At 55.7% G+C, this 18,875-nt stretch carries 17 protein-coding genes and 1 pseudogene; 13 read left to right on the top strand and 5 right to left on the bottom strand.

The annotated features are described in order from the left end of the window. Positions 1-31 precede the first annotated feature (31 nt). The 3 genes from E8D52_02060 (at position 32) to zwf (ending at position 3,443) form a co-directional block, all read left to right on the top strand. Complete coding sequence (locus tag E8D52_02060) at positions 32-835, top strand: hypothetical protein (GenBank protein TKB70900.1); 804 nt, start codon at positions 32-34, stop codon at positions 833-835. A 139-nt stretch (positions 836-974) separates the two neighbouring features. After that, complete coding sequence (gene gnd / locus E8D52_02055; protein ID TKB70899.1) at positions 975-1,868, top strand: decarboxylating 6-phosphogluconate dehydrogenase; 894 nt, start codon at positions 975-977, stop codon at positions 1,866-1,868. 27 nt (positions 1,869-1,895) lie between these two features. After that, positions 1,896-3,443 (top strand): glucose-6-phosphate dehydrogenase, encoded by a 1,548-nt coding sequence (gene zwf / locus E8D52_02050; GenBank protein ID TKB70898.1) that lies wholly within the window; start codon positions 1,896-1,898, stop codon positions 3,441-3,443. 21 nt (positions 3,444-3,464) lie between these two features. Here the strand turns inward: zwf and E8D52_02045 are convergent, their stop codons facing one another. Together E8D52_02045 and E8D52_02040 are read right to left on the bottom strand one after the other, a co-directional pair. Next, positions 3,465-3,797, bottom strand: coding sequence for a thioredoxin (locus tag E8D52_02045; protein ID TKB70897.1), 333 nt, complete (start codon positions 3,795-3,797; stop codon positions 3,465-3,467). After that, the gene (locus E8D52_02040) at positions 3,794-4,441 is read right to left on the bottom strand and encodes a hypothetical protein (GenBank protein TKB70896.1); all 648 of its coding nucleotides are present in this window, start codon (positions 4,439-4,441) and stop codon (positions 3,794-3,796) included. Before E8D52_02040 ends, E8D52_02045 begins: the two co-directional genes overlap by 4 nt. 130 nt (positions 4,442-4,571) lie before the next feature. Here E8D52_02040 and E8D52_02035 point away from each other — a divergent pair, with 130 nt between their 5' ends. The 5 genes from E8D52_02035 to E8D52_02015 all read left to right on the top strand — a co-directional run bounded on the left by E8D52_02035 (position 4,572) and on the right by E8D52_02015 (position 11,278). After that, positions 4,572-6,362 (top strand): hypothetical protein, encoded by a 1,791-nt coding sequence (locus E8D52_02035; protein ID TKB70895.1) that lies wholly within the window; start codon positions 4,572-4,574, stop codon positions 6,360-6,362. Between the two features lie 11 nt (positions 6,363-6,373). Further along, positions 6,374-7,924 carry an HD domain-containing protein gene (locus E8D52_02030; protein ID TKB70894.1) on the top strand — a complete coding sequence of 517 codons (1,551 nt, stop codon included), beginning with the start codon at positions 6,374-6,376 and terminating at the stop codon, positions 7,922-7,924. Positions 7,925-7,998: 74 nt separating this feature from the next. Beyond that, the gene (gene folB / locus E8D52_02025; protein TKB70893.1) at positions 7,999-8,949 is read left to right on the top strand and encodes a dihydroneopterin aldolase; all 951 of its coding nucleotides are present in this window, start codon (positions 7,999-8,001) and stop codon (positions 8,947-8,949) included. Next, the gene (locus tag E8D52_02020) at positions 8,946-9,794 is read left to right on the top strand and encodes a PHP domain-containing protein (protein TKB70892.1); all 849 of its coding nucleotides are present in this window, start codon (positions 8,946-8,948) and stop codon (positions 9,792-9,794) included. The genes folB and E8D52_02020 overlap by 4 nt, the downstream gene beginning before the upstream one ends. Positions 9,795-9,880: 86 nt before the next feature. Then, complete coding sequence (locus tag E8D52_02015) at positions 9,881-11,278, top strand: serine/threonine protein kinase (GenBank protein ID TKB70891.1); 1,398 nt, start codon at positions 9,881-9,883, stop codon at positions 11,276-11,278. A gap of 144 nt (positions 11,279-11,422) precedes the next feature. On the opposite strand, the gene E8D52_02010 is transcribed toward E8D52_02015, so the two are convergent. From E8D52_02010 to E8D52_02000, 3 genes and pseudogenes are all read right to left on the bottom strand, one after another. Continuing rightward, positions 11,423-12,037, bottom strand: coding sequence for a hypothetical protein (locus E8D52_02010; GenBank protein TKB70890.1), 615 nt, complete (start codon positions 12,035-12,037; stop codon positions 11,423-11,425). A gap of 123 nt (positions 12,038-12,160) precedes the next feature. Continuing rightward, a complete protein-coding gene (locus E8D52_02005) occupies positions 12,161-13,174 on the bottom strand; it encodes a hypothetical protein (GenBank protein TKB70889.1) in 1,014 nt (337 codons plus the stop codon). A 137-nt stretch (positions 13,175-13,311) separates the two neighbouring features. After that, a pseudogene (locus E8D52_02000) lies at positions 13,312-13,726 on the bottom strand (YjbQ family protein). A gap of 433 nt (positions 13,727-14,159) precedes the next feature. Between E8D52_02000 and E8D52_01995 the strand changes: the two are divergent. The 5 genes from E8D52_01995 (at position 14,160) to E8D52_01975 (ending at position 18,846) form a co-directional block, all read left to right on the top strand. Next, positions 14,160-14,921 carry a hypothetical protein gene (locus tag E8D52_01995; protein ID TKB70888.1) on the top strand — a complete coding sequence of 254 codons (762 nt, stop codon included), beginning with the start codon at positions 14,160-14,162 and terminating at the stop codon, positions 14,919-14,921. 125 nt (positions 14,922-15,046) lie between these two features. After that, complete coding sequence (locus E8D52_01990) at positions 15,047-15,730, top strand: HAD family phosphatase (GenBank protein TKB70887.1); 684 nt, start codon at positions 15,047-15,049, stop codon at positions 15,728-15,730. Then, positions 15,699-16,676, top strand: a complete 978-nt coding sequence (locus E8D52_01985; GenBank protein TKB70886.1) for a cobalamin-binding protein — start codon at positions 15,699-15,701, stop codon at positions 16,674-16,676. The genes E8D52_01990 and E8D52_01985 overlap by 32 nt, the downstream gene beginning before the upstream one ends. Next, the gene (gene hpnD / locus E8D52_01980; protein ID TKB70885.1) at positions 16,673-17,533 is read left to right on the top strand and encodes a presqualene diphosphate synthase HpnD; all 861 of its coding nucleotides are present in this window, start codon (positions 16,673-16,675) and stop codon (positions 17,531-17,533) included. Before E8D52_01985 ends, hpnD begins: the two co-directional genes overlap by 4 nt. Further along, the gene (locus tag E8D52_01975; GenBank protein TKB70884.1) at positions 17,509-18,846 is read left to right on the top strand and encodes a hypothetical protein; all 1,338 of its coding nucleotides are present in this window, start codon (positions 17,509-17,511) and stop codon (positions 18,844-18,846) included. The genes hpnD and E8D52_01975 overlap by 25 nt, the downstream gene beginning before the upstream one ends. The last annotated feature ends 29 nt before the right edge of the window (positions 18,847-18,875 follow it).

Here is an 18,875-nt window from a genome sequence, read left to right as displayed (position 1 = left end):
TTCAGAGGGTTTGCACACACCATTCATTATCATGGAATTAGAACACGTCATGGACACACACCACTCGACTAGCACTCCCACTCGTGAAGAACTGAACGCCGAGCTACTCGAAGTCCCGGAACCGCCGGAACAGCCCGAGTTGCCACCACCCCCTGGATTTGAAGCGAATGTAGAAGTCGCGTTACGGCATATCAAAGGCCGACGGGGTGGTGACCTTGTCGGCGTCATCCTCATCGGGTCGGGAGCTCGGAAGGCTCTCACGCTCCACAGCGATATCGACTTGATCGCCCTCGTCAAAGGAGAGGCCGATAGTCACGAAATCCTTCGTGTCGGCGACCGCCTCGCAGATATTCGCTACCATGGATACCAGTCCGTCGAGGAAGACCTCGCCTACTCACTTCGACTCCCCTCCCTACTGCGAAAAGGCAGAATTCTCTTCGATCACGACGACATCTGTGTGAAGCTGACTGAAAAGATCCACTACCGCTTTCGCCAAGGTCCGCCGCCGGCATCGATCAATGAACAGATTCAGCTGAAGGCCGAATGTTACCATCTGTTGGGGAAAGCACAGGATCTCGTAGAGAAACCAGGAACAGCCCACTACCTATTGACGCTGTTTTACGAGGATTGTATCTCCGCATTCTTTCGTTTGAGAGGGTTTTGGTTGGTCGCTCCAGTAGATGTTCATCGGTTTATGTTTTCACGCGAACCGGCCCTTGCGGACCTTGCTGGACAGTTCCTCACAGCCACCACCCTCACCGACCGGCTCAACTTTGGCCGACAATTTGCCGATCTCCTCTTTAAGGATGTCCCGAATCCTGCTCGCATCGACTGACAAGAGCAGTGTATTCAACCGGTTGCCTCCGCGTTGGGAACGTGTTTCGCGCACAACGTGAGAGGAACCGTACCTGCCTGCAAATCGATCGACGGACGCTGCATTGGCTGTGACCGGCGACAAACCAAGGAGCGCTCTTATGGAACTGGGATTTATCGGACTCGGCAAGATGGGGATGAACATGGTAACGCGCCTTCGGCGCGACCAACACCGCGTCGTAGTCTACGACCGTTCGAGCGACTTGATCAAACAGGCCGAGGGCCAGGGTGCGATCGGTTCCTCATCCCTTGCTGATCTTGTCAGTAAGCTCAGTGCCCCGCGTGCTGTCTGGGTCATGGTGCCTTCCGGAGCCCCGACCGAAGAAACTATCCAGGCGGTAGCTGCATTGTTGCAACCAGGTGACACCATCGTGGACGGTGGAAATACCAGGTTTCACGACGACGTACGACGGGCTGCCGAGCTCAAGAAAAAAGGCATTCACTATGTTGATGCAGGAACCAGTGGAGGGATCTGGGGACTGCAAGTCGGCTATTGCCTCATGGTCGGCGGAGAAAACACAGCCGTCAAACGGCTTGAACCAGTGTTCAAAACCCTGGCGCCTGAAAACGGCTGGGCCCACGTCGGCGCGGCCGGTGCCGGGCACTATGTGAAAATGGTGCACAACGGCATTGAGTACAGCATGATGCAAGGCTACGCCGAAGGATTTGAGTTGATGTCGAAGAGCGAATACAAACTGGACTTGGCACGCGTGGCCGATCTCTGGATGCACGGGAGTGTCGTCCGATCCTGGTTGTTGGAACTGGCTGCAGGCGCGCTCAAGGACGATCAAAAGCTGGAAAAACTGAAGGGGTACGTGCAAGATTCCGGCGAAGGCCGCTGGATGATCGCCGATGCCATCGAGAAGGACGTGCCGGTACCCACTCTCACGACAGCGCTCTTTACGCGGTTTCGCTCGCGGCAGGACGAATCGTTTGCTGAAAAGATGCTGGCAGCCCTGCGAAATGCCTTTGGTGGCCACTCGGTCCGACGGTAATGGTCTGGCCTCATTGAGGAGATCCTGATGACTCACGCGAATGGTCAACGAATCGATATCCACCCCACGCAGGAACCACTGCCGCCAGTCGAGCCTTGTACCCTGGTCATTTTCGGAGGTTCAGGTGACTTGGCTCGTCGGCGTTTGATCCCGGCAGTCTACAACCTGCTTCTCGATGGTTTGTTGCCGTCGAATTATGTTGTGATCGGCCTGGGTCGTACCCCCATGAGCGATGAAGAGTTCCGAGCCAGCGTCCGCGATGGCGTCGTCAAACATTCCCGACAGGCTCTCATCGAAGATACGTGGAATGCCTTTTCCCAACACCTGTTTTACTTGGCGGGAGGTAACGACGACGCACAGACCTATGTGCGCCTGAAAGAACGGGCCGAAGAACTCGAGCGTAGGTTCCAACTGCCCGGGAACCGCATTTTCTATCTCAGCATTCCCCCCAGTTCCTTCACGGATGTCTGTGAGGGATTGTCCCGTTCTGGACTGGCAGGAACTCCTGGAGCTCGCTCGCCCTATACACGCATCATCGTGGAAAAGCCGGTCGGGCGCGATCTGGCCTCCGCACAGGCCATCAACGAAGTCACCGGCCGTGTCTTTGACGAGTCGCAGATCTTCCGAATCGATCATTATCTCGGGAAAGAGACCGTTCAAAATCTCATGGTCGTGCGCTTCGCCAACAGCATTTTTGAACCAATCTGGAATCACAAGTACGTCGACCACGTCCAAATCACAGTAAGTGAAGCGGAAGGCGTGGGAACTCGTGCCACCTACTATGAAGAAGCCGGCGCACTCCGTGACATGATCCAGAACCATCTGCTGCAATTGCTCTGTTTAGTCGCCATGGAGCCACCCTACTCCTTGGACCCGGACGTGGTCCGGAACGCCAAGATGGAGGTGCTCCGCTGCTTGAGGCCCATCACGACCAAAGATGTGGACGAGTGCACCGTGCGGGCTCAATACACAGAGGGAACGGTACACGGCACACCAGTTCCCGGCTATCGCCGCGAAAAGGGTGTGCAGCCCAATTCCACCACTGAAACCTACGTAGCCATCAAATGCTTCGTCGAGAACTGGCGGTGGTCCGGAGTCCCCTTCTACCTGAGAACAGGTAAAGCATTGCCTCTCCGTGCCAGTGAAGTCGCCGTCCAATTCAAAGATATTCCGCAGATCCTCTTCAACGCCAATGCTCAGAATCCTCAAGCCCCGAATGTCCTCACACTGAAGATTCAACCCGAAGAAGGACTCTCGCTCCGCATCGTCTCACGCGTGCCGGGTACCCGTGCGCAGACCCATCCCGTGGAAATGAACTTCAAGTATGGAGAAGTATTTGGACGGCCATCTCCAGAGGCCTACGAGCGCCTCCTACTCGATGTGATGGCTGGAGATGCCTCTCGTTTCATGCGGCGCGATGCTGTGGAAGCATCCTGGGCCTGGATCACCCAGATTCTCGAAGCCTGGGACAAGTCTGGACAACGGTGGCTCCCCGAGTATCAAGCCGGTACATGGGGACCGGTGGAAGCTGATCGATTGATCCAAAATGACGGTCGGACCTGGCGAGTGCTATAGACTGATCTGCACGGAGACCGATCATCGACCCAACACAATTTGGATTTGTTTCGCAATCTCATCCTTCTTTCCAAGCCCTCCGATAAATTTCACGAACTCGCCATTTTGATACAACGCCAGGGCAGGAAGCGAGGAGACTTCCAGCTCGGCGGGGAGCTGAAACTCCTCATCGACATTCATTGTCAGGATGAGTACCTGTTCGCCCCATTCCTGCTGCAACTGTTCCAATTCCTTCATCAAAGCTCGGCAATGGCCACACCCGGGTTTCCAGAATTCCACTAAAACAGGCACTCGGCTTGCCTCAACCACCCGATCAAACCCTCGATCAGTGACGGCTTGGAGCATGGAACTCATGATTGCTGGTCTTGCGCCAACAGCGGCTTCAGGATGTGTGCGATCTGCTCGGCAAATAGCTCATACCCGGCGGTGGTCAGGTGAATCCCGTCGTTCGAATAGATCACCGCCAGTTGGTCACTCACTGGATCTGCAGTGGCTGCGAAAAGATCCGCGCAGGCAAGACCCTTGGAGCCAGCGTAATCTTGAATCAGCTTATTCAATTCATATCGACGGCTAAGGTGCTCAGCAATCCATTCCTGCCCCTCACGGCTACCCGAAGCATCTTCCACTCGAATCGAAGGCACCGTCACAGGAATCGGAACCGCACCCATCGCCAGGGTCTGTTCGTACATCTTGATGAGATTGGCTATGATTTCGGATGGTGACGCATTCCATCCCAAATCGTTCGTGCCACCAAGAATCGAGACATAACCCGGTTGATGATTGAGCACATCCCGCGGGAACCGCATGACCATTTCGCCGGTCAACTCACCGCAGATCCCGGAAATACAGACTTGCACCTCATCGCTAACAAGGGATTGGAGAAACTGTCCGTACGGAGTCTCCCGCCCGGTTGGGTTGTCTCGTGTCGGCGACTGAAAGCCTGCTGTCAGGCTATCGCCAAAACAGATCACAAGGGGAGTCCTACTCATTCTACTCATGTGCGGCTCGATTCTACCGATGCCACTCGTGGCAAACAAGCCATTGGATCACGTACGTATTCGGAGTCGTACGACTGCAGAGAACGGCGATTTCCTTGACGAATCTTCGATCTGCCGGTAGGTCTAACCTATGACGACGGACCTCAAAACAGCTCAGGACATGATGGCCGCCGCAGTCGCCGCACGCACGGCTGAAGATCCAGAAATTGTCTCCGTCAAACGTGTCTTAAAACTACTGGACAAGACGGCCAAATCGAACCGGACGTACGGCTCAACAAACCCCGTTGCTCAGAAATTTACACAGCAGCTATTCGAAGAATTGACCAACCACCTCACGACGTATTCACGACTGGCTTTCCTTGTTCAACGATCCGAGTTGCTGTGCAAGGACGTTGTCGTGTACCAGGCAGAGCACGATGGAGGAAGCGAGAGTCTCGCCTTCAAACTGTACGGTGACGGCATCCGAGAACTTGTTCTACACGAAGGACTCAGGCAAGAGGAGCTGTCGCTCTTCCTTGCATCCTTGTGGAGCAACGTCGATTCGAATGAGGACGACGATGATATCGTCACACGCCTATGGGCTCGAAATCTCTCGACGATCACGCTCACAACGGCCGAAGAACTCTCAAAGTCGTCGGTAGGGAACAACAGCCTTTCCAGCAGCATGAGTTCGTCCGATTCAACGCTCAGAGAGTTGCTGGATCGAGAGCGAGAACGCAAAAAGCAGGGCAAAGAAGGGATCGCCGCTGAGAGCAGTGGTTCTGGAAACACCAAAAATCGCTTCCAGTCTGGGCTTGCAGGCTATGAGGTCACGGAACAAGAACTGGCCGGCCTCGCACAAGAGATCGAAGCGGAGCGAAAGCAAGATAGTCTCATATATATCCTGGACATGTTGACTGCAATTCTCGTCTCAGAGAAGTCTCCCGCGTTGCTGACGAAACTCTTCAGTCTGTGGGGCACCATTGTGGAATCTCTTCTGAGCGAAGGTAAATGGACGATATTGGAGAACGTCTTAAATCTCCTTCACGAAACGGACGCCCTTCGGCCAGACCTGAGCGAAGAACACAAACATCAGTTAGCCTCGCTCCTCGATGGACTCGGTCGCACAGAACGGGTGAAGGTAATCGAAGGCTATCTCAACCGAAGCCCAGACGCCGATGTGAACGGGCTCTCTGCCATCTTACTACTGATGAAGACGGATGCCGTCCCCTCACTCTGTTCGCTTCTCGCGAGCCTCACCTCACCGATCCACCAAGCCATCGTGGCCGAAGTCCTTGTAACCCTTGCGAAGGACCAACCCGATTCCTTGTTGCGAGGGCTATCAGATCGTAGACCAGGGTATGTTCGTCATCTGCTTTCAATTCTCATCAAATGGAACAATCCCAAGTTCGCCGATTCGATTGAACGATTAACCCGGTATCCTGACGCGCAGGTTCGTCGAGAAGTCATCCGCGCCCTCGGCCTGTTCCGACCCAATGGCAATGGATCGAAACTCGTCTCCCTCTCAACCGATGAAGATGATGGAGTTCGCTTTGCTGCGCTCAAGCTGCTCATGTCCGGCCAGTACACCGTTCCCTTCTCCCAATGGTCCCCTCTTCTGTTGGAAGAAGGATTTGTGGAACGCCCTATCAGTGAGAGACGAGCAGTCTTTCAGGCTGTTCGCGCCACGTGCGGCGACGAAGCGGTTCCCTATTGGCAAGGTCTCCTGACCGAATGGGCGTGGACGAATCGGAAGAAAAAGGAAGAATTGGCGGTCTTGGGAGCAGAAACGCTTGGAAAGCTCGCCACCCCTACCGCCATCGCCGCTCTATCCCTTGGGGCTAAAAAGGGAAGTGCCGCAGTTCGTCAGGCCTGTGCCGCAGCATTGTTGCAAGCTCAACGTCTACAACGCAGCCTCCCCTCAGCCAGTTCCACACCCTAGGAAACACGATCGTGAAAGAAGGCCAGTCACAGTCTCTGCAAACCCCGGCCAGCCAAGATCATAGCCAGCCACTCCTGACACATGAAAAGTCGTTGTCGCGGAAGATCGGCCAAGGGTCAGAAGCCGGAGACATCCTCGACCAACAGTTGGTGATACTGGGATTCCAGCTCATCACACAATTAAATACACTGATCAAAACGTCAAAAATTCATGGCCGCGCCAACGCCGCTCTCGACAAACCCGTTGAAACGATGTTGACCCTCATTGAAACCCTCGCCCACGACCAAGCGGTCACCTTATGGGTACAGGACGATTTCCTCTTCCTCGGCGAGAACCATCTGAAAGTGACGGCCCAACAAATGCTGGTCGTCTCAAGCGTTCTTGATGCCTTGAAAAAGTGGAAGATCGGCGGCCTAACATTTTCCTCTTCGGCCTCCTCCAAAGACCTTCGAGAGTTCGCCCACCTCTTCGTCACTCTAGACCCGGCCACAAAATCAATCGAGGACTTCCGACAGGAATTGCTCACCCTGGCCGTGGCCGGCATCGAACTGAAAGACCCTCGAGTACTCAACCTACGAGAAGATCTTCCAGAAAACAGAAATTCGAAAGCTCAACACAAAGTACGCTCAAAAACTGCGTATGGCAAAGCCGCCGATGCGGTCGGCAGTCTGACGCAGTCGTCTCGCGATGGCAAAGCTTTGAGCTTTAAGCAGGCAAAACGTGCCATTCAAAATATCGTCGACCTGATGATGCAGGACGAGTCAATCATGCTGGGCCTTACCACGCTTCGCTGCCACGATCAATATACCCATAACCACTCTGTCAACGTCTCGCTCCTTTCCATTGCGCTTGCAAACAGAGCCGGCTATCCGAAAATCGAGCTCGCTGATCTCGGCTTAGCTGCGTTGTTTCACGACATGGGAAAATCAACCATTCCCCTGGAAGTCTTGAATAAACCAGGTGAGTTTACGGAAGACGAGTGGATGATGATGCGCAACCACCCCACGGAAGGAGTCTTGAGCCTCACGCAGTTACGCGGCATCACCAATCTTCCAACCCGCATGGCCGCAGCATCCTTCGAACACCACATGAACTTGGACTATTCCGGCTATCCCAAATTAAAGACACCGTGGAAACTCTCCCTGACGGGGCGCATTCTGACGATCGCCGATTGTTACGATGCCATGACATCGTCCCGTGTCTACCGCCGAGAACCGATGTCTCCCTCAAAAGTACTCAATATGATGCTTGGGAAATCTGGGAAAAGTTTTGACGCGACCTTGCTCAAACTGTTCGTCAACTGCGTGGGAATCATTCCGATCGGAAGCCTGGTCGTCCTCGATTCCGACGCATTCGCCGTCGTACTCAAACCTGCCGCCGATATCACCGAGAGCGAACGGCCGATCGTCAAGGTCATCACCGATGCGCAAGGCACTCCCATCGACAACGGACCCGAGTTGGATTTGACCGAGAAGGACGACACCGGCGAGTACCGCCATAGCATCATTCGATTGGTCGACAACACGGAGCACAAATTCGACACCAGTCGGTACTTCGTCTAACCATCATCGGCTGCGCGCCTCTTGCCCTCAACGTGCTCCTCTTCGCTTGACAGCCTGAATTCCGATCTTCGACAATGCACAACATGAGTGGACATGTCGTCATCGAACGATTGGAGTTCCGCAGCCGCTGCGGCGTAACGCCTGAGGAACGCGCGCGCCCACAACCCCTCGCGCTCGATTTGGAATTGGACTGTCGACTGGAAGCAGCAGGATTATCCGACGATCTTGTTCACACGATCGACTACGCGAAAGTGGCGCAGCGAGTCGTCGACATCGGGACCGCTCAGGAGTCACAGCTGCTGGAAACTCTGGCGGAACGACTAATGGCAGCCCTGTTTGATGAATTCCCGATCGATCATATCAAGTTGTGGCTGAGGAAGCTGCATCCTCCGATCTCCAACGTGACCCGTTCTGTCGGGATCAGCATTGAACGTACACGGTTCACACAGCACATCCTGCGAGCAGATCCACCACCAACCCGGTTTCTCGTCCAGCAACTTCAACGGCTTCCCAAAGGCAGAGTCCTCGATGTGGCCTCCGGCAGCGGGCGTCACGCACTATTCCTCGCCTCGCTGGGCTACCAGGTCGACGCGGTCGATCGCGATGAACAGGCCCTCGCACGCCTTTCGTCTAGCGCACGAATACGACACCTCACCGGTATCAGTTCGCGAGTGCTCGATCTGGAGCAACAACCGCTGCAAGAGCCGCATCTCGGACACGAAGCGTACGATGCCATTGTCGTCTTCTTTTACCTACACCGCCCCCTCTTCCCCTCTCTCATTGACGCGCTCAAGCCCGGCGGGATGTTGCTGTATGAAACTTTCACACTCGAAAACCACGTCCAGCGCCAGCATCCAAAACGTCGAGAGTTTTGCCTTACACATAGTGAACTCCTACGCCTCACATCCGGCCTCCGCATTCTCCATTATGACGAAGGGCTCCACGAAGGAACGAGCGAGTCGGAATCCGTCTACACCGCCCAACTTGTTGCGCAGAAATCCTTTACTCCAGAGCCATCGACATGAGCCGCCTGGACCTTCATCTGCATACCACCCACTCTGACGGAAGTTGTACGCCCACTGAGGTGGTCAACATGGCGCACCAAGCAGGGGTGACGGCCTTGGCGATCACCGATCACGACATCATGACGGGTGTCCCTGAGGCCATGACAGCCGGACAACAGTGTGGAATCGAGATCATACCTGGGGTGGAAATCAGCTCGTTTACCGGCAACTCTGAGTTGCACGTCCTGGGGTACTTTCTTGATCAGCAGGATCCTGACCTGCTTGCTCGCCTGAAGACTCTGCGGGACGGGCGTCACCGCCGAAATCCACAGATCATCGAACGTCTGCAGACCCTCGGAATCGACATTACGTACGATGAAGTCCGCGCACTCGCCGGCAGCGATTCGGTTGGTAGACCGCACATTGCCCGTGCCTTAATGGACAAACACGTCGTTGCGTCTGCCAAAGAAGCCTTTGATCGCTTTCTTGCTGAGGGTAAACCGGCCTACGTTCCTCGGGAACTCCCGAGCCCTGCCGAAGCCATTTGCTGGATCAAGGCAGCTCGAGGGCTTGCCGTTCTGGCTCACCCGACATGGGTCAAAGTTGCGGGGCAACCGCTGGTTGATCTGGTTAGACAGCTCAAAGCCGACGGGCTCGACGGTGTAGAGGTCTACTATAGCACACATGCCGCGCGACAGACTCGAGAATACCTTAGCCTAGCCCAACAACTCGGCCTCTTAGTCACTGGCGGAAGCGACTTTCATGGCCTCACAAAACCCGACATCGAAGTCGGCATCGGGAAGGGCACACTACACATTCCAGCCTCACTGCTTCCCAAGATGAAGGAAGCCGCTGGACGACTCTAGCGCGATATCCCCCGCATATTTCCCCCAATCCATTGACTCTCCTTCAGTATTCGCTAGACTCTGACTACCTTTTGATCTCGTCACCCATGGTCAACGCGTCGAGCTGGACCCTTCAATATGTGCTTGTCACACTGGCCATACTTTTGGCCGGTCCCGTACTGAGCAAACTGCCGGCGGCGGAGTCGCTTCCCCTCTCGCTGTTCGGCTTGACGAGTTCTCAAACCATTCGCTTCATTGCCGAAGGAATAGGGCTGGTCGCACTCTGCATGCTTTCGCTCCGTGCATTTTCCCAGATGCCGGATAACGGACGAGGTTTCTCGTTTCTGCGACAACTGGTCCCTCCGGTCACCACCCTGTTCATGGTGATCGTGACAGATAAGACCATCCGGGTTACCGAGCTTGTGCTTCGCGCCTCTGTAGGCCCCACACGCTATGCCCTAGCGTATACCGCAGCATTGACGCTGAGTGGGATCTGGATCACTGCTGCCTGGCTTCTGCATCTCAAGGATCTTCGCCGTTTCTTTGTACAACCTGTGCAATCGACTCGACACCAAGAACCGGGAGCGTCTGCCGAAAACACTGACAATATCGACTCGGAGCAAGAACAGAGCGAGTCCGGGGCCGCAACGCCCATCCACACCACACAGAACGGTCCACCCAGTACTCTCGGTCGGTATAAGGTGTTCAAGGAGTTAGGGCGCGGCTCAATGGGGGTGGTGTATCTGGGAAAAGATCCGACGATCCAGCGATTCGTGGCGATCAAGACCATGCGGCTCGACGAGATCGACGACCACGATAAACTGCAGGAAGTGAAAACTCGGTTTTTTCAGGAAGCCGAATCCACCGGGCGATTGTCTCACCCCAATATTGTCACGATCTTCGACGCCGGGGAAGAAGACGACCTCGGTTACATCGCCATGGAGATGCTGCAGGGCACCACGCTCAAGCAGTGGTCGCGGAAACCCAATCTCCTACCGCTCACAAAAATGATTCCGATACTGGCGACCGTCGCCGACGCGATGGACTATGCCCATCAGCAGGGCGTTGTGCATCGCGACATTAAACCGGCGAACATCATGCTGACCACCGATGAGGTCGTCAAGATCATGGACTTCGGCATCGCCAAGATGGCGACATCGTCGAAAACTCAGACGAATATTGTGCTGGGAACTCCCACGTATATGTCCCCCGAGCAGATCTCAGGAAAAAAGGTGGATGGGCGCTCAGATATTTTCTCACTCGGCGTCGTCATGTTCGAGCTCCTGACCGGTCGTCCTCCCTTTATTGCGGACAACATCTCAGCATTGCTGTTTGCCATCGCTCACACGCCGCATCCCAGTGTGAAAGCCATCAGGCAAGATCTTTCTCCCATCGTAAAGAAAGCCCTGGATCGAGCGTTGCAGAAAGACCCGGTCCACCGCTATCGCCGCGCCGGAGAGTTCGCCATGGAACTCCGCTCCTGTCTCGAAGGGTTGGCTGCGTAAATACGTACTACCCCCTCTCTCGACTCTTCACGAGCCTTCAGCTTGAACAACTCCTCCCCATCACTATTGCTTAATTGTCTCAGGTTGGCAGTCGAACACGACTCAAACGCAGCCGTGAGGAGACGATGCCTGGCATGCGAATCTTCAGTTTCGTAAATGGAGACGCCCTTTAGGCAAGCTTTGGTAGCAGCCCTCTGAAAGCTCCTGCTCATGCGCCTGCAAACAGCGCAGGATACGGCCATCACCTGGCTGCACGGTTAGGCAGACCCGCTTCACATCATCGACGCAGGCAAGTCTATGCCCTTCAGTGTCCGTCCAACCCACCAGCCGCTGCCGCGCGATCTGCTGACAGGAAGGGTCCAATCGCTTCATGCGCTGCACCACACAACGTCGTCTGTTTTCTCCTGCAAGCGAATCGGGACAGTATTGCTGAACCTCAGCCTCACACTTCATTTCCGCGATTTGCCTGGCGCGGCTGTCGCGCAGAGCGGATACGCCACCGAGAGTGGCCTCCGACTCCGCTTCTCTCACTCCTGCTAGACTGTCAGTTGGTTGCCTGGTCACACCTGGAATCGTCAGATCGAGATCAAGAACACGCGGCGCGTCAGCGATCGGTAAAGCCGATGGCGCCGAGAAAAGTTCTTCCTTCGATGGGACATTTGCCCAGATAATAGCCCAGACCAAGACCAACCCCGCCACCGAAATGGAGTTCGTGATCGCATTCCCAAATCGTTCTTGGGTGCTGGTGGGCTTCATCACGGTGAGGATAAAATAACGCGGCTAAAAAATCATCGAAACAGGAGTTTTTTGCAGGATCGCACGATCGACAGAACCGACTGGTATGAAGAACACAGGAAAAACAAAATGCCGGAGGGCGTGAAACTAGTTGTCAGGAGTTTCGACGATGTGATTCTCGAACCTGGTACAGCCTTCGGCCAATAGCCGATTCGTCAACATCTCCCCTGGCCATTCGATCGGCAGATCGGCAGTAAACACCCAGACGTCCGGAGAGGTCCAGACCGGACCATGCTCTTCTGGAAGCTCTGGATCGAACAGATCAGTCCACACTGGCATGTAGACCCCATTCCCACATTGTGTATGGAGATGCACGATGGTGCGAGATCTGACAAGCGGATCCAGCTCTCGCCATACTGCCGCCGTCTCATCGGCGAGGTGATGGAGCCGTACCGCATTCTGCGCGTCGAACATTGCATAGGCGGCATAGACCGGCGCCTCGATGGTATCGGGCGCACAGGCCAGCTCCGGACATTGCTTCACCAGCCCTTCGAGAATCTCACGGCGCTGTCCGTCTTCCCACGCATCGGGCAAACCTGGGTCGGGGGCGCCGATCAGCTCAAATAGAAGAAAAGCAGTATTTTCGACCGGAGGAAGCAACCGCGCCGCCACGGATTGGACACGTCTGGAATCCGTAACCGTCACCAGGTGGTCATGAAACATTTGAAGATTCAGCATCTCCAAGGTAGCATCGGTCAAAAGGCGCGACTCGACGCGAACAACCGTTCCAGCAGGAAGCTGAAGAGACTTATGCAAAAGATCAGCCGTGGCGATCGGATCAATCTTCAGTTTGAGCGGGGCGGTTAAATTCGCCTGCAAGGGAAGCTCTAAAGCAGCCATCGTGCCGTAGGCCGGCTTTTCGTCGTCCGGTCCGTCCAACAGCAACGTGCAGCTGGCCTCCGCGACCAGATCAAAAAGCCATTCGGCCATTTCCTCGTCGAGCGCCGCCAGCACGGTCAGGAGATCATGCTCGCGTCCCTGCTCCAGAAACGCCTGCAAGGTATCGATCGCATCATCGGTATCGCCATGATCGTGGCGACGGGCGTTGATGAGATGAATGAGATCCCGTGTGAGTGGATCGGGGCGAGACCAGCCTAACATCGAAGCTCCCTGCTGGACGAGCCAGCGGCCATGGCTCGACAACTCAAAAGGCATGTTGCCAAAATTTTCCTACCCATGCAAGTCCCAGAACGATCACGCACGACTCGTCACACACAGGTTCTCCGCACATTCCTATTCTATTCACCGATAATCTTCACAAGAACCCGCTTACGACGACGTCCGTCGAACTCGCCATAAAAAATTTGTTCCCACGGACCGAAGTCGAGTTTGCCCTCGGTGAGCGCGACCACGACTTCTCGCCCCATCACCTGTCGCTTCAGATGGGCATCACCGTTGTCTTCGCCTGTGTCGTTGTTGCCGATACACCGCCTTCTGAGGAACAAGCCGTTCCAAGAAATCGTCATAATCTTGTAGAAGGCCAGACTCATCATCATTAATGTATACACTGGCCGTAATGTGCATCGCATTCACCAGAACAAGACCTTCCCGTACCCCGCTCTTCTGTACCACTGCCTCGACGTGGGGCGTGATATTGATGTAGGCCCGCCTGGTCTTTGTCTCAAACCAAAGTTCTTCGCGGTAGGACTTCATGATCGTTGATCGCTGCATTGTGCCTGCCGCCTCGACAGACATGCAAGAGGCCAGGACGATTCCCTTCTCATGCATGTTTCGTATCGAGGGGAAAGGCTATCATGATCTCAGTCTCGTTATGATCAGCCCACTTCAACCACCCAGACTGTCACCGAACGTCCTCACGGTCTTGCGCCAACGCTACTCGGCCAAAAACGAGCGGGACATCGTAGTTGAATCACCTGCCAAAAGTTCCACTGTGTGGCCAAAGACACGGCATCGGCTGAGCCCCTTGCACTCACGTCTTGTTCTGTTTCCCTGTACAATCGTGTTGTGTCTGCATTCTTTCCAGAATGGGCGCTGCTAAATATTCGGACAAAATTGACAGCCTATCGGCTTGGTGATAAGTATTTTTCTAGTTTGTACGATACTGTCTGCTAGAGGGAGGTGCTCGATGTTTGCTATCGCTGGGGGCCCGTCGTTGGCTGGCAGTCCTCTGACGTGGAGCCTGTTTTTCGCTCGTCAGCCGGAACCGGACCTGGAATTCACGGAAGAAGAGCTGGAACAGACCACCACGATTCAATCTCCTTCGCCCTCAAAGCCACCCAAAAAGTCGAGTGGGCGCCCGCTTCTGTGGGTGCTTCTGTTGATAGTGATCGGAGGCGGCGCCTATGTCGCGATGGAGCAGGAAATGATCATAGATTACGTCGGGCCGCTTCTCGGCGAATCGCCGGCCCCACAACCTCAACCGCCTGTCGCCCGAAGACCGTCGCCGCCTGCCCAGGCCACTCAGCCTCAAGCCGCTGTTCCGATTCTACCCCCTGCAGCACCAGTTGAAGTACCACAGGCTGCAGCGCCGACGACAACACCCGTTCCCACACCTCCAGTCCCTCAGCCGATGCCGACGGCCTCAGCTCCGATACAGGCCCCGCCGTCACCAGCAGCAACACCCATTACCCCTATCACCGCGTCACCGACTCCACTGTTCAGCGAAGGTCAGCGGGTCAGCGTACTTGCGGATCCAACAAATCCTGGGGGGAAAGTGGTTCTGGCTCAAGATGCCGAAGGGACAAAACCGGGACCAGCTATTCCACCAGGAACTGCGCTCACGATTCTCGACGGCGACCTGCAAGCCAACGGGTGGGTCTATTCCGTCCGCAGTGACTTCGGCACAAAGGGTTGGTTGGTTGAAGAGCAGCTTAAATTGAAACCCTGATCGCCTGGTTGCACTCCACTCCCCCAGCACAGAGGGCGGCGATCACATCGCCACCCTCTGTGCTATAATGCCGCCCGTTCACGCCTCCATCATAGCAGGTGAAACATCACGAACCTCAGGAATTCATGCACGCCGTAATCTTTGACTTCGATGGTGTCATTGCCGACACCGAACCCCTGCACTTTGAAAGTCTGCGCCGAATATTGGCAGACATCGAGATCAGTTTGACCAAACAAGACTATTACGCCGACTATCTCGGCTTCGACGATCGCGGATGTATTCTGGAGGCACTGCGAATCAATCGCCGACCGACTTCTCCTTCGCTTCTCAAAGAGTTGATGACGAAAAAGGCCGCCGCCTATTTGACCTCGATCAAAGATCATCTCGTGATTTTCCCGGGTGTCAGAGAATTTGTCGAAGCTGCCGCAGCCACCTACCCCATTGCCATCGCCTCTGGTGCCTTGCGCCCTGAGATCGAGTTGGTACTGGAACAAATCGGGATCCGAAAAGCATTTGGTCACATTACCAGCGCAGAGGATGTGACGTGCGGCAAACCCAATCCAGAACCGTTTCTGCAGGCCCTGGCCGGACTGAACCGTCACCAGTCCACGGCTGCGATTTCGCCTGATTCATGCCTGGTCATCGAAGACTCCCTCCCCGGCATTCGTGCCGCGAAAGCGGCGAGGATGAAGGTCTTAGCGGTGGCTAACACACACACCATCCAGGACCTACACGAGGCTGATGCCATCAGCGCTAGTTTGAGCGAAACGCGCCTCAATGATGTGCGTGCCCGCTTATGGCCGACATAACACAATGAGAATCTGCTCACTCATCCCCGGGGCAACAGAAATAGTTGCTGCTCTCGATCTGGCCGATCAGCTGGTCGGCATCAGCCACGAATGCGACTTTCCTGCCTCGGTTCGACAGGTCCCCGTCATGATCGAACCTCTGGTTGGAAAGGACGGAGGCTCCGGTGGAGAAATCGACCGGCAGGTCAAAGAATTGGTTGCGTCTGGGCAACGACTCTATCGACTCAATGAAGACGCGTTTTGCCGTGCTAGTCCGGACCTTATTCTCACGCAAGACCTGTGTCACGTGTGCTCGGTTACGCCGGACCAGCTCACACGCGTGATCGAGTCACTTCAACATCGACCCAACGTGCTCACGCTTAGTCCAACCACGTTGGACGACATGATCCATGATATCGAGCGCATCGCCCAAGCGGCAGACGTACTCGCGAAGGGACGGGCACTCACCCAGGAACTCCGTCGTCGAGTGGACCACGTACGCGCCACAACCAGTAGGACGTCCACGCGCCCGCGCGTGGTGTGTCTGGAATGGCTGGATCCTCTCTATGTCGCAGGTCACTGGGTTCCGGAAATGGTTGCGCTGGCCGGTGGCCGCGATGTCCTCGGATCTCAGGATGCTCCATCGCATGAAACGACGTGGCATGCCGTGGTAGCCGCTCGACCAGACGTAGTCCTCATCATGCCTTGCGGGTACTCCGTCGAGCGCACGATCAACGAGCTCCGGTGCCTCGGACAATCCGGTGACGCATGGCGGCAGGCGTGCGAACAGTGGCCGAATCTTTACGTCGTCGATGCGGCCTCCTACTTCAGCCGCCCTGGCCCTCGACTCGTCGACGGCGTGGAACTGCTCGCATCCATTCTGCATCCGACCCCTGACCATCCCCTTGACCCAGACAAGGCGATTAAACTTGAGGCCTCCACGCTGACCAGGAGCTGCGCATCATGAATGCCTCTGAAGCTCAAGCCTATTGCACGGCCTACACGAAGAAAAGCGGCAGCAATTTTTACTATTCGTTCCTCTTCCTTCCCAAAGCCAAACGCGATGCCATGTACACGGTCTATGCCTTCTGCAAGGCCGTCGACAGTGCCGTCGATGAACCGGCTGCCGGGAGCAACCCAAAAGACGAACTCACGCGCTGGCGCGAGGAGCTTGACGCGGTGTATTCCGGCATCCCGACTACTCCCATCATGGTGAGCCTCGCCCACCATGTGAAGACCTTGGGCATTCCAAAAGCGTACTTCGAGGAATTGATCAAAGGCGTCGAGATGGATCTGTTCAATAATCGATATATTACGTTCGATGAGCTGTCGCTCTATTGCTATCGCGTCGCCTCCGTGGTGGGGCTCATCTGTTTGCATATCTTCGGTGTCACATCGGCACGGGCACAGGATTATGCAGTGGCGCTCGGCATGGCCTTCCAATTGACGAATATCCTGCGCGATGTCGGAACGGATGCCGCCGAACGCCGGATCTATCTGCCGTTGGATGACTTGCAGAAATGGAACTACCCCGAGAAAGCCCTGCTGAATCGGAGCTATTCAGCTGAATTCCGAGCATTGATGGAGTACGAGGCATCACGAGCGCACCACTACTACAAGCGAGCCGATGCGGCCCTCAAAGAGCTGCCACCTCATGAACGCCGTGCGTTGACCGTGGCGGAAATCATGCGTGGCATCTACAGTCGGATCCTGGACCGGATCGAACGATCGAACTATCAGGTCTTCGGACCACGTATGAGTCTCACCACCACCCAACGAGTGGTTATTGCCCTACGGGTTTGGCTCCGATCCCGATTCTCGTGACTGCGCCGTCCTCACACACCGTCCTTGTGCTCGGTTCTGGACTGGCGGGCCTGGCCACTGCGTACCATCTTCATCAACAGGGCTACCACATCACCCTGCTCGATTATCCTGGCTGGCTCGATGGATTTCGGACCGATGCATTTCAACCAGCCCCGATTGTTCTGGGATGCCACCAGGAGACGAAGCGAGTCCTTCGCCTGCTCGACCGAGGAAGGCCTCCGGAATCCGACCAGACCGTTCCACTCGAATTTCGGCTCCCCGATGGGCGAATCGCCCCCTATCAGTCGGCCCGTCTTCCCGGAGCCTTTCAGTGGATGATGAGCCTCTTCAGCTTCCACGGCCTTTCCTGGCAGGATCGGTGGAGACTCTTCTCCCATATGGAGCAAATTTGGGAACAGGCCCACACGCTCCCAGCGGATTTAGAGAATCGGACAGCCGATGAATGGCTGACGGCGACCGGGCAAAGTCCCGAAGCCAGAGAACGGATTTGGGATCCGCTCGCTCAGTGGTTGACCGACAACGCGCTGACACATCTCGCCGCTTCAACCTTCGTCCATCTGCTTTCCACTGTGTTTCTGCGCGATGCATCGGATGCGAGGCTCACACACCTGGCCGGCTCCATCGACCACCGCTTCATCGCACCCATGAAACAGGCGCTCCGGCGAGGCAATGCGCAGATTGTCTCTCTGACCCATTGGCCTACCCTTCAGTTTGGACAGACGGGTGTGAGCGAGGTCCGGCTTCACGACGACACCAGACTCCGAGCCAACCGGTACATCATCGCGCTGTCCTACCAGAATCTCCTGCAGCTCTTACCGGAACGACTGCTAACCCGCTACGCCTACTTCGCACAACTCACCGAGCTTCAAAGTCTGAGCGAGGTCGTGATTCAATTGACCTGCGCCAGAACGAAGCCAAGGCCCCGTCTGCTCCTCCTCCCAGGCCGGCCATTCCACCAGCTCACCAGCACAGCACTCGAATCAGGCGAAACTGAATATCGGCTCTCTGCGGTCGGGAACAGGCTCACCGAGTTGAACAACAATCAGGTGGTCGAGGCAGCACAGACCGAGATGTGCGAGTTGTTCTCCGGAACGGCCAGAGAGGATATAACCGCTCAGTCAGTCTTTCACGAGAACCACGCGGCCCTGTTGCTGGCACCGGGTGCCGCGCAATTGCGGCCGCTTCAACAGAGTCCTATCCAGAACTTGCTCATCGCCGGGGCATGGACCGACACCGGATGGCCTACGAATCTGGAGAGTGCGCTTGTCAGCGCCCATCGCTGTGCAGAGCTCGTCGCCGCCCACCCCGCTTGACCCTGTCAGGGCTGGATGGTACGAATATC

The sequence above is a fragment of the Nitrospira sp. genome (assembly GCA_005116745.1).
GTDB lineage: Bacteria > Nitrospirota > Nitrospiria > Nitrospirales > Nitrospiraceae > Nitrospira_D.
This window is presented reverse-complemented; position numbering and strand designations above follow the sequence as displayed.